The organism is Janthinobacterium sp. PSPC3-1 (genome assembly GCF_049896105.1).
Classification (GTDB): Bacteria; Pseudomonadota; Gammaproteobacteria; order Burkholderiales; family Burkholderiaceae_D; genus Janthinobacterium.
In genome coordinates this window covers 266,068-277,370 of record NZ_JAFCTQ010000004.1, presented here as the reverse complement: position 1 = coordinate 277,370, position 11,303 = coordinate 266,068, and the positions used below count along the sequence as shown (strand labels likewise).

General features: G+C 62.4%; 12 protein-coding genes. 6 read left to right on the top strand and 6 right to left on the bottom strand.

Annotation, left to right across the window (positions count from 1 at the left end; genetic code table 11):
- Nucleotides 1-44 precede the first annotated feature (44 nt).
- A complete protein-coding gene (locus tag ACP7B7_RS07435) occupies nt 45-488 on the bottom strand; it encodes a hypothetical protein (protein WP_426076214.1) in 444 nt (147 codons plus the stop codon).
- Between the two features lie 438 nt (nt 489-926).
- Here ACP7B7_RS07435 and ACP7B7_RS07430 point away from each other — a divergent pair, with 438 nt between their 5' ends.
- Both ACP7B7_RS07430 and ACP7B7_RS07425 read left to right on the top strand, forming a co-directional pair.
- A complete protein-coding gene (locus tag ACP7B7_RS07430; RefSeq protein WP_426076213.1) occupies nt 927-1,373 on the top strand; it encodes an META domain-containing protein in 447 nt (148 codons plus the stop codon).
- 49 nt (nt 1,374-1,422) lie between these two features.
- The gene (locus ACP7B7_RS07425; protein WP_308921960.1) at nt 1,423-2,145 is read left to right on the top strand and encodes an HAD-IA family hydrolase; all 723 of its coding nucleotides are present in this window, start codon (nt 1,423-1,425) and stop codon (nt 2,143-2,145) included.
- Here the strand turns inward: ACP7B7_RS07425 and ACP7B7_RS07420 are convergent.
- Genes ACP7B7_RS07420 through ssuE form a run of 5 tightly spaced genes read right to left on the bottom strand, consistent with a single transcriptional unit; the run spans nt 2,090 to nt 6,579 of the window.
- The gene (locus ACP7B7_RS07420; protein WP_308921961.1) at nt 2,090-2,929 is read right to left on the bottom strand and encodes an ATP-binding cassette domain-containing protein; all 840 of its coding nucleotides are present in this window, start codon (nt 2,927-2,929) and stop codon (nt 2,090-2,092) included. The two genes, ACP7B7_RS07425 and ACP7B7_RS07420, sit on opposite strands and share 56 nt — an antisense overlap.
- Nucleotides 2,930-2,943: 14 nt before the next feature.
- The gene (gene ssuC, locus ACP7B7_RS07415; RefSeq protein WP_308921962.1) at nt 2,944-3,732 is read right to left on the bottom strand and encodes an aliphatic sulfonate ABC transporter permease SsuC; all 789 of its coding nucleotides are present in this window, start codon (nt 3,730-3,732) and stop codon (nt 2,944-2,946) included.
- A gap of 1 nt (nt 3,733) precedes the next feature.
- Complete coding sequence (ssuD, locus tag ACP7B7_RS07410) at nt 3,734-4,894, bottom strand: FMNH2-dependent alkanesulfonate monooxygenase (protein ID WP_308921963.1); 1,161 nt, start codon at nt 4,892-4,894, stop codon at nt 3,734-3,736.
- A gap of 17 nt (nt 4,895-4,911) precedes the next feature.
- Complete coding sequence (locus tag ACP7B7_RS07405) at nt 4,912-5,904, bottom strand: sulfonate ABC transporter substrate-binding protein (protein ID WP_308921964.1); 993 nt, start codon at nt 5,902-5,904, stop codon at nt 4,912-4,914.
- Nucleotides 5,905-5,934: 30 nt separating this feature from the next.
- Nucleotides 5,935-6,579, bottom strand: a complete 645-nt coding sequence (gene ssuE / locus ACP7B7_RS07400; RefSeq protein ID WP_308921965.1) for an NADPH-dependent FMN reductase — start codon at nt 6,577-6,579, stop codon at nt 5,935-5,937.
- Nucleotides 6,580-6,833: 254 nt separating this feature from the next.
- Here ssuE and ACP7B7_RS07395 point away from each other — a divergent pair, with 254 nt between their 5' ends.
- From ACP7B7_RS07395 to ACP7B7_RS07380, 4 genes are read left to right on the top strand one after another with little or no spacing between them, the layout of a single operon-like run.
- The gene (locus tag ACP7B7_RS07395) at nt 6,834-8,042 is read left to right on the top strand and encodes an acyl-CoA dehydrogenase family protein (RefSeq protein ID WP_308921966.1); all 1,209 of its coding nucleotides are present in this window, start codon (nt 6,834-6,836) and stop codon (nt 8,040-8,042) included.
- A gap of 29 nt (nt 8,043-8,071) precedes the next feature.
- The gene (locus ACP7B7_RS07390) at nt 8,072-8,899 is read left to right on the top strand and encodes a MetQ/NlpA family ABC transporter substrate-binding protein (RefSeq protein ID WP_308921967.1); all 828 of its coding nucleotides are present in this window, start codon (nt 8,072-8,074) and stop codon (nt 8,897-8,899) included.
- Entirely contained in the window at nt 8,899-10,287 is a 1,389-nt protein-coding gene (locus tag ACP7B7_RS07385; protein ID WP_308921968.1) for an LLM class flavin-dependent oxidoreductase, read from the top strand. The genes ACP7B7_RS07390 and ACP7B7_RS07385 overlap by 1 nt, the downstream gene beginning before the upstream one ends.
- A gap of 25 nt (nt 10,288-10,312) precedes the next feature.
- Entirely contained in the window at nt 10,313-11,302 is a 990-nt protein-coding gene (locus ACP7B7_RS07380; RefSeq protein WP_308921969.1) for an aliphatic sulfonate ABC transporter substrate-binding protein, read from the top strand.
- The last annotated feature ends 1 nt before the right edge of the window (nt 11,303 follow it).

The following is an 11,303-nucleotide window of genomic DNA, read 5'->3' as shown; positions in this document are numbered from 1 at the left end:
CGATGGGGGACAGTGGGGATGCCGTTATTGTCTCAGGTCGGACCTCAGCAGGGAACGGTGCCAAATGAATAAATCAGTGCTTCCTTAGCAGTTTCAATCGGCCCGTTTCCCACCTTATTTAAATCAGCAAGATTTTGAATTCTTTCATGTGTTCGTATTAGATATTTTTCAAACTCCTCCATATGCTTATGGTAATTCGCGAATGTATTCTGGATAGAAGCTGTTCGTATTTGCTCTCTTGTTTGCTCTGACCGATGATTTTTCGCCAACAAAGCGACAACAGGGATGGACAATGCGCATATTGATATTGGTACGCCGAAATACTCAATCGCAAACTTCAGACCAACATAATCCAGCCTAAATATCATATTCTGGCCGTTTATAACCACAAAAAAAGAAAAAATAGCCGCTATAAATATCATGGCAATACTTAATCTAACCACCCCAAGATTAATCAAACTTTTATTCGGATCAAATATTTTTTCCATTATTAAATCCATTTAACAACTATTCCAGTTTAAAAATAAAAATAACCCATGTTTCAATCAATTATTTTTACTAAACTGTAAGACTACCACTTAAAGTTGGCTGACAATTCTCAGGCAACGCCATTAACGAAATTTTCCATCGCCGAAGTACAAAAAAATCGACACTGACTTGCGCAGTTTTTCAAATTAGAGCATGAACATTTCGGCCATTTTTATTTTTAAAATAATATATTAGCAATTAATAACAAGGAGACAAGGAGACAAGGAGAAACTTATTGGTTTTCGCAAAGACATAGGTGTTAGATCGGAAATTTATCTATTTGTTCTATATCTCAGAAGGTGTAAAAGGCACTTCAAGTTCCGCTCCGTCAAACCGGCGCTGAACATCCTCGTTTCTTGTTAGGCTGACCTCTCCACTATCTGACAGAAGGAAGGTCCATGTTCCCCGTTTTCAAATTTGCCCGGCTGCTGCCGCTTGCCGCCGCCATCAGCCTGGCCGCCGGCTGCGCCAGTACCGCCCCTGTCGCATCGACGGCTTCCTTGACGAATACCTACTGGAAGCTGGTGGAACTCCATGGCGCCCGCGTCGCGATGACGCCGGAACAGGAGCGCGAGGTGCGCATCACCTTGAGCGACGATGGCAAGGTCAGTGGTTTCACGGGCTGCAACCGCGTGATGGGCGGCTACACGGTGGCCGCCGATGTGCTGCGCTTTACGCAACTGGGCGGCACACGCATGATGTGCCCACCGCCCGCGATGCAGCTGGAAAGCGCCGTGCTGGCGCATCTGAACAGCGTGACCGGCTTTCGCATCGAAGGCGAGCAGTTGATACTGCTCAAGGATGGTGCGCCGGTGGCCCGCTATGAGTCCGTCTACCTGAAATAAAAACGCACTGCCGTTACAATGGCTTCCACCCTACTTTTGGAAGGAAGCCATGTCCGCCGTTCCCGCATCAACCTCCGCTGCCGTCACAAACAAGCATGGCCGCTATCGCGCTTTTCTGTTCGACATGGACGGCACGGTGATCAATTCGATCGCCGCCGCCGAACGTATCTGGGGCCTGTGGGCCAAGCGCCAGGGCCTGGACGTGGCGACCTTTTTACCCACCATCCACGGCGCGCGCTCGGTCGACACCATCGCCAAGCTGGCCCTGCCCGGCCTCGATCCGCGCCAGGAAGCGCAGGGCATCACGGATGCCGAGATCATCGATGTGGAAGGGATTATTGAAATCACCGGCGCGCAGCGCTTTTTGCAATCGCTGCCGCCCGCGCAGTGGGCCATCGTCACCTCGGCGCCGCGCGCGCTGGCCGTGGCGCGATTAAAGGCGGCCGGCATGCCGGTGCCCGCCGTGATGGTGACGGCCGAAGACGTCAAGGCCGGCAAGCCAAAGCCGGACTGCTACCTGCTGGCGGCGGAAAAACTGGGCGTGTCGCCCGCCGACTGCCTGGTGTTCGAAGACGCCTCGGTCGGCATCGAAGCCGGTGAAGCGGCCGGCGCCAAGGTGATGGTGATCACGGCCACGCACGCCCATCCGCTGGCCACGCGCCACCCCAGCATCGCCAGCTATGAAGCGATGCTGGCCACCATCGACGAAGAAGGCTTTATCGTGCTGGCGCAGTCGCCGCTGCCGCCGGCCGCAATACGCGCCCAAGAATAGTCTGCTCCAGCGCCGCGAACGCCGCGCTGCCGCGCTGGCGCGGACGCGGCAGGTCGACCTGCACGTCGAGCGTGATCTGGCCGTCCTCGATCAGCAGCACCCTGTCGGCCAGCGCCACCGCTTCGGCCACGTCATGCGTGACCAGCACGGCCGTGAAACCGCGCGCCAGCCACAGCGACTCGATCAGCTGCTGCATCTCGATGCGCGTCAAGGCATCGAGCGCCCCCAGCGGCTCGTCGAGCAGCAGCAGCTGCGGTTCGTGCACGAGGGCGCGCGCCAGCGCCACGCGCTGTTTCTGGCCGCCCGACAGGGCCGCCGGCCACTCGTCGGCCCGCTCCGCCAGGCCTACCGTCCACAACGACGCCGCGGCAGCCCCCACGCCACGCGGCAGGCCCAGCGCCACGTTTTCCAGCACCGTCTTCCACGGCAGCAGCCGCGCTTCCTGGAACATGATGCGGATATCGGGTTCAAGCTTGCCCGAGCCGACCGTGATCGATCCTTCGTCGATGCTTTCCAGGCCGGCGATCGAGCGCAGCAAGGTGCTCTTGCCGCAGCCACTGCGCCCGACGATGGCGACGAATTCACCGGCTTCCAGCTTCAGGTCGACGTTTTTCAGTACCGGCCGCGTGGTGTAGGTCTTGCTCAGGTTGATCAAGGCCAGCGGCACGCCACTGCGTTCACTGGCAGGACGGGGCGCCAGCTTCGCTTTCGCAGGCGTCGCAGAGTCATCCTGTGCGAAATGGGAAAACAAATCCGTTTCAATCTGGATCGGGGCTAGCAGCATGATGATTCCTTCTCTTATCGGTAGGCAGGGTTCCAGCGCAGGCAGTGGCGTTCGAGCCGGCGCGAGAACAGGTCGGCAAATTTGCCCAGCAAGGCGTACAGCAGGATGCCGACCAGTACGACGTCCGTTTGCAGGAACTCACGCGCATTCATGGTCATGTAGCCGATACCGGCCTGCGCCGAAATGGTCTCGGCGACGATCAGGAGCACCCACACCAGGCCCAGCGAAAAGCGCACGCCGACCAAAATCGATGGCATGGCGGCCGGCAGGATCACGTCGCGGTACAGGGGCCAGCCGGACAGGCCATAGCTCCTGGCCATTTCGATCAGGCCCTGGTCGGCCGAGCGGATGCCGTGGAAGGTGTTCAAATAAACGGGAAAGAACACGCCGACCGCCAGCAAAAACAGCTTGGCCGTTTCGTCGATGCCGAACCATAGAATCACCAGCGGAATCAGGGCCAGCGCCGGGATATTGCGCACCATCTGCAAGGTGGTGTCGAGCAGGGTTTCGGCATGGCGGAAGCTGCCCGTCAATAGCCCCAGCAGCAAGCCCAGGCCGGCGCCCACGCCAAAACCGACCGTGGCCCGCCACAAACTGGTTTTCAGGTGCAGCCACAGCTCGCCCGACTCCGCCAGGGTCCAGAAGGCCTTTGCCACCGCCCACGGTTCGGGCAGGATGCGGCTGGACAGCCAGCCCAGCTGCGAAGCCAGTTGCCAGCCCAGCAGCAGCGCCACCGGCAAGGCCCACGGCGCCAGGTTGTCGCGCCATGGATTCGGCGCAGCCTTGAGGGTAGCCGCCGCCATCTCAGGCCGCCTTTTTCTGGCTTGCCGCCGGCACGATATTGCTGGCCATGACTTCGCCGAAAGGACCGGAGAGCGACTGCTCGCCGACGGCCTTGCCCTTGCCCAGCAGCGGGAACACCAGCTCGGCGAAGCGGTACGATTCTTCCAGGTGCGGGTAGCCCGAGAAAATAAAGGTATCGATGCCCAGGTCCGCGTACTCCTTGATGCGCGCCACCACCGTTTCGGCGTCGCCCACCAGGGCCGTGCCGGCGCCGCCGCGCACCAGGCCGACGCCGGCCCACAAGTTCGGCGACACTTCGAGCTTGTCGCGGTTGCCGCCGTGCAGGGCCGCCATGCGCTGCTGGCCCACCGAATCCATCTTGGAAAACGCCGCCTGCGCCTTGGCGATGACTTCGTCGTCCAGGTGGCTGATCAGCTCATCGGCCGCGCGCCAGGCCAGCTCGTTGGTTTCGCGCACGATCACGTGCAGGCGGATGCCGAAGCGCACCGTGCGGCCTTTTTTAGCGGCGCGCGCGCGGATATCGGCGATCTTTTCGGCCACGGCGGCAGGCGGCTCGCCCCAGGTCAGGTAGACGTCCATCTGCTCGGCCGCCAGTTCATGCGCCGGCTCCGACGAGCCGCCGAAATACAGCGGCGGATACGGTTTCTGCACCGGCGGATACAGGGTTTTCGAACCCTTGACCTGGATATGCTTGCCCTCGAAATCGTAGCCAGCTGCGCCGCCCTCGCCAGCCAGGGTGGCGCGCCAGACCTTGATGAATTCATCCGAGATTTCATAGCGCTTGGCGTGGTCGGCAAACAGGCCGTCCGCTTCCAATTCGCCCTGGTCGCCGCCGGTGACCACATTGATCAGCAGGCGCCCGTTCGACAGGCGGTCGAAGGTCGAGGCCATGCGCACCGCCAGGCCGGGTGTCGACAGGCCGGGGCGCACGGCGACCAGGAATTTGAGCTTTTGCGTCACGCTGATCAGGGACGACGCCACCACCCATGCGTCTTCGCACGAGCGGCCGGTCGGCAGCAGCACGCCGTCGTAGCCCAGCGTATCGGCGGCCACGGCCACCTGGCGCAGGTAGTCGGCATCGACGGCGCGCGCGCCCTGCGAGGTGCCCAGGTAACGGCTGTCGCCGTGGGTAGGAATGAACCAGAATATATTCAATGACATGTGCTATCTCTCTTGTTTTATTTGGTGGCGACTTGCTTGGCAGGCAGCAGCGCGTCCTTGACGACGATGGGTTTCGGGATCAGCTTCAGGTTGGAAAACGCGTCGGCCACTTTTTGCTGGGCCGCGATCACATCGACCGACACCGGCTTGACGCCGTAGGCATAGCGCGAGGCGGCCAGCGCCACCACATCTTTGCTCAAACCCGTCTGCGCCGACAGGATGGTCGCCACTTCGTCCGGGTTGTTGCGGCCCCAGTCATCGACCTTGGCCACTTCGTCGAGCACGATGCGCAGGATCTCGGGATTTTTTTCAGCGTAGGTGCGCGACGCCAGGTAGAACTGGTAGTTGGCGACCAGGCCCTTGCCGTCGGCCAGCACGCGCGCACCGATCTGTTTTTCGGCGGCCGCCAGGAACGGGTCCCAGATGGCCCAGGCGTCGACGCTGCCGCGTTCGAAGGCGGCGCGCGCATCGGCCGGCGGCAGGAACACGGGCTGGATATCGGCATAGGCCACGCCCGCTTTTTCAAGCGCCTTCAACAGCAGGTAATGCACGTTCGAGCCCTTGTTCAGGGCGATTTTCTTGCCCTTCAAATCGGCCAGCGTGCGCAAGGAAGAACCCTTGGGCACGACAATCGCTTCGCTGGCCGGCGACGGCGGTTCATTGCCGACGTAGACCAGGTTGGCGCCAGCCGCCTGTGCGAAGATCGGCGGCGCTTCGCCAACGGTGCCGAAGTCGATGCTGCCCACGTTCAGGCCTTCGAGCAGCACCGGGCCGGCCGGAAATTCCGTCCATTTCACGCTCACGCCCTGCTCTGCCAGGCGTTTTTCCAGGGTGCCGCGGCCTTTCAGCAAGGTCAATGTGCCGTATTTCTGATAGCCGATACGCACCTCGCCCTTGGCTTGCGCCTGCGCCATGGTCGGCATGCCGGCCGTCATCACACCGGCGACGGCGGCAAACAGCAAGCCCACGGTGGTGCGGCGGGAAAGGCGTTTTTCTTGGCGATCGGTCATGGCGGTTTCCTGTGAAATAAAAATGGTGAATCAGGCGGTTTGCAAAGAGGCGGTGTACGGTTGCTGCTGCAGCGAGCGTTCAGGCTGGGCCGGGGTGTCGTCCACCGCCCTGTCGCTATTGGCGGCCAGCGGGCGGCGTGCGCCCTGCAGGATGAACAGGCCGGCCGACACTTCGGCGATGCCGGCCTGCACCCGCAGTTCGATCGGCGCGTCCAGGCTCAGGCCGCGCTCTTCATGCCAGTCCAGCTGCTGCGCATTGGCGTAGATGCTGGTAAACACCTGCTTGGCGCCCAGTGCGTGCAGCACCGGCCGCAGAGCATAGTCGAGCGCCAGGGTGTGGGCGTGGCCGCCTCCGGTGGCCAGCGGCAGCACCAGCTTGCCGGCCAGGCCGTCTTGCGGCAGCAGGTCGAGGAAGGCTTTCAGCAGGCCCGTGTACGACGCTTTGTAAATGGGCGTGGCGATCACGATGGCGTCCGCTTCGGCCACGGCGCGCACGGCGCCGGCGATGTCCGCATCGCTGTAGTCGGCCTGCAGCAGCGCGCGCGCCGGCAGGTCGCGTACATCGAGCTTGCTGTACGTGTGGCCATGCAGCGCCAGCTGTTCGCCGATATGCAGCAGCAAGCGGCTGGAGCTCGAAGGTATGTGCGGGCTGCCGCCCAGTAAAAGGATGCTCATGTGATGTCCGTCCCCTGAAGGTTGTCGATAGGCGTTGCTGGATATGCATGCAGCCTATCGCCATCAACGGCCGGATAAAACGAATGCTTTCACGCTTCGATATGTGTTTTTCGACTAACGCGCTACTACGCCCCGCAAACCTCACGCAATGTCGCAGGTCAAATTTTTTCGCATATCCATGTGCGCTTTTCTTCGTGTACGACGGCTGAATTCCGATGCAATACTGGCTGCATCGATTTTCTGGAATGACCGCCATGTCCGCTGCCTTTATCTATGCCACCGCGCCGCAAGCGCCTGTCTCGCCACCTGACGCCATCTCCGTCGCCACCGCCCTTGCCGCACGCCTGGCCGACACCGCCAACGCCCGCGACCAGGCCGGCGGCCATGCGGCCCAGGAGCGTGAATGGATACGCGAGTCCGGCCTGCTGACCCTGTCGATCCCCACGCAGTTCGGCGGCCAGGGCGCATCCTGGCCGCTGGTGTACCAGGTGATCCGCATCCTGGCGCGCGCCGACAGCGCGCTGGCCCACGTCTTCGGCTTTCACCATTTGCAGCTGGCCGGATTGCAGCTGTATGGCAGCGCCCAGCAGCAGCGCCGTTTGCTGACCCTGACCGTCGAAGAGCGCCTGTTCTGGGGCAATGCCCTCAATCCGCTGGACAAGCGCGTGACGGCGACCGACAGCGTCGACGGCTTTGTTTTAGAGGGCATCAAGAGTTTTTCTTCCGGCTCGGTGGGTTCCGACTGGCTGACGGTATCGGCCTGGCATGCGCCCACGCAAACGGCGCTGATCGCCGCCCTGCCCACGGGGCAGACCGGCATCACCGTGCAGCCGGACTGGGATGCGTTCGGCCAGCGCCAGACCGACAGCGGCAATGTGCATTTCGAGCAGGTGTCGCTGCCGGCGGACCTGGTGCTGCAGGCGCCCGCGCAAGCGGCCACGCCACAGGCCACCGTGCGCTCGCAGATCGCGCAGCTGATCATGACCAATCTCTACCTGGGCATCGCCGAAGGCGCCTTCGAAGCGGCGCGCGCCTACACCAGCGAGCAGGCGAAAGCCTGGTTTGCCTCGGGCGTGGCGCAGGCGGCGGACGATCCGCTGGTGCAGCACCGCTACGGCCAGCTATGGCTGCTGCTGCGCCCCGCGCAAGTGCTGGCCGACCTGGCCGCGCAGGAGCTGGACACGGTATTCCGCAAGGGCGCGCTGGTGACGGCGCAGGAGCGGGGCCAGTTGGCCGTGGCCGTGGCCGAAGCCAAGGTCTTGTCGCACAAGGCGGGGCTGGAAATCAGCAGCCAGATGTTCGAACTGACGGGCGCGCGCTCGACCTCGGCCCAATATGGCTACGACCGCTACTGGCGCAACGTGCGCGTGCATACCCTGCACGATCCGGTCGACTACAAGCTGCGCGACCTGGGGCGCTATGCGCTGTCGGGCACTTTGTCTGAGCCGACCGCTTATTCCTGATACCACCACAACCATACGGAGACACCGCCATGACCACCACCCGCCGCACCCTTCTTCTCAGCGCATTGACGCTTGCCCTGGCCACCAATTTCGCCCACGCCAAGGACCCGAAAGACATCACCATCGGCGCCAGCGCCGGTCCGTATGCGGACCAGATCAAGCTGGGCATCAAGCCCATCCTGGAAAAGCAGGGCTACAAGGTCAAGCTGGTGGAATTCAATGACTATATCCAGCCGAACTTCGCGCTGGCCGAAGGGTCGCTGGACGCGAATGCCTTCCAGCATATCGTCTACCTGAAAAAATTCGCGCTCGAGCACAAGCTGGCCCTGACGGACCTGATCCAGGTGCCGACGGCGCCGATCGCCCTGTACAGCAAGAAGCACAAGTCGCTGGCGGAAGTGAAGGAAGGCTCGACCGTCGGCCTGCCGAACGATCCGACCAACCAGGCGCGCGCGCTGGTGCTGCTCGACCAGCTGGGCTGGGTCAAGCTGCGCGAGAATATCGATCCGGTGCGCGCCTCCGAAAAGGATATCGCCGTCAATATCAAGAAGATCAAGATCCTGCCGCTGGAAGCGGCGCAGCTGCCACGTTCGCTGGGCGACACCGACTACTCCTTTATCAACGGTAATTTCGCGCTGGCCTCGGGCCTGAAGCTGACGGAGGCGCTGGTGGCCGAGAAAATTCCGCCCAACTACATCAACCTGGTGGCGGTGCGCACGGCCGACAAGGACAAGCAGTTCGCCAAAGACCTGGCGGCCGCCTACCGCTCGCGTGAATTCCTCGAGATCACCAACAAGCACTTTGCCGGCTATGTCAAACCGGACTATCAGCAGGCGCTGCAAACGGCATCGAAATAATGAGCAAAACCATCCGCTTCAACGCCTTCCAGATGAACACCGTCGGCCACCAGTCGCCGGGACTGTGGACACATGCGCGCGACCGCAGTCACCGCTATACGGACCCCGCCCACTGGACCGAACTGGCGCGGCTGCTGGAAAAAGGCCTGTTCGACGCGGTGTTCCTGGCCGATGTGCTGGGCGTGTATGACGTGTACCAGGGCAGCCTGGACGCGGCGCTGACGCACGGCGTGCAAGTGCCGCTCAACGACCCTCTGGCGCTGGTGCCGCTGATGGCGCAGGCCACCACCCACCTCGGTTTTGGCGTCACCTGCGCCCTCACCTACGAGCATCCGTATACCTTCGCGCGGCGCATCTCCACCCTCGATCACCTGACCAAAGGGCGCATAGGCTGGAATATCGTCACCGGCTACCTGGACAGCGCGGCGCGCAACCTGGGCCTGAACCAGCAACTGGGGCACGACGAGCGCTATGACCTGGCCGACGAATATCTCGACGTGGTCTACAAGCTGTGGGAAAAAAGCTGGGATGACGATGCGGTGGTGAACGACAAGGCGCGCGGCGTCTACGCCGATCCGGCCCGCGTACACGCGATCAACCACGTGGGCCGCCATTACAAAGTGCCGGGCATTCACTTGTGCGAACCATCGCCGCAGCGCACGCCCCTGCTGTACCAGGCCGGCACCTCGCCGCGCGGTACGCGCTTTGCGGCGCGCCATGCGGAAGCGACCTTTGTCAGTGGCCCCAGCAAGACGGTGGTGAAACGCTATGCGGACGACTTGCGCGCGGCCGTGCGGCAAGCCGGGCGCGACGGCGACGCGCTGGTGATCTATGCGCAGGCGCTGATTATCACGGCCGCCACCGAAGCCGAGGCGCGCGCCAAATACGAGGACTACGCCAGCCATATCAATATCGAAGCGGCGCTGGTGCTGCTGTCCGGCTGGACCGGCGTGGATTTCAGCCGCTTTCCGCTCGACGCCACCATCGAATATATCGACTCGGAAGCGGGCCGCTCGGCGCTGGCCTCGTTCAGCCAGGCCGACCCGGACCGGACCTGGACCGTGCGCGAAGCGGCGCAGTATATCGGCCTCGGTGGCCGCGGCCCCGTGATTGTCGGCGACGCCGTGCAGGTAGCGGACCAGCTGGAAAGCTGGCTGGAGGACACCGGCATCGACGGCTTCAACCTGGCGTTTGCCGTCGCCCACGACAGCATGGCGGACGTGGTCGAACATATCGTGCCCGAACTGCAGCGGCGCGGGCGCTACCGCACCGAATATGACGAGGGCAGCCTGCGCCACAAGGTCTTCGGCCAGGGTCCGCGCCTGCCGGTCAGCCATGCGGGCCGGCAGGTCAGCATCACGAACGACACCGCCGCGCTGGCGGCCTGACTTTCCATTTCTACCCAAGGACTTCATGAAACGCAGAACCGTATTACAGCTGGCCGCGGCCGGCGCCGCCATCGGCAGCTTGCCCAACCTGGCCCGCGCCGCCGCGCAGGCGCCGCTCAAAGAACTGCGCCTGGACTACGCCTACTATTCGCCCACCAGCCTGGTGCTGCGCCGCTTCGGCTGGCTGGAAGAAGCGTTCAAAGGGGACGGCACCAGCATCAAGTGGGTGCTAAGCGCCGGCAGCAACCGCGCATTGGAATACCTGAACGCCAACAGCATCGATATCGGTTCGAGCGCCGGCCTGGCCGCCCTGCTGGCGCGCGCCAACGGCAATCCGATCCGCGCGCCGTATATCTTTTCGCGCCCCGAATGGACGGCGCTGGTGGTGCGCAAGGACAGCCCTATCCGCAGCATCGCCGACCTGAAAGGAAAAAAAGTCGCCGCCACCAAGGGTACCGACCCGTATCTGTTTTTACTGCGCGCCCTGAAAACGGCGGGCCTGAAACGCAATGACATCGAACACGTGGGCCTGCAGCATGCCGATGGACGCGCGGCGCTGGAACAGGGCAAGGTCGATGCCTGGGCGGGTCTCGATCCGCATATGGCGGCCAGCGAACTGGAAGCGGGCTCGCGCCTGATCTACCGCAACGTGGCCTTCAATACCTACGGTTTCCTGAACGTGCGCGAAGACTTTTTAGCCAGCCGGCCGGCCGAAGTGGGCAAGGTCATCCAGGCCTATGAACGGGCGCGCGCCTGGACCATCGCCAATCCGGCCGAAGCGGCAAAAATCCTCGCCGAGGAAGCCAAGGTCAGCCTGCCGGTGGCGCTGCTGCAAGTCAAATTGCGCAGTGACTTCAGCAATCCGCAGCCGTCGACCGAGCATGTAAAAGCCTTGCTGGTGGCCGCCCCCATCCTGGTCGAAGAAGCGCTGGTCAAGCCGGGCGCGGACCTGAACCGCGCCATCACGGACCTGGTCGATACGCGCTTTGCCATCCCCTATATCAAGAAGGCATAGG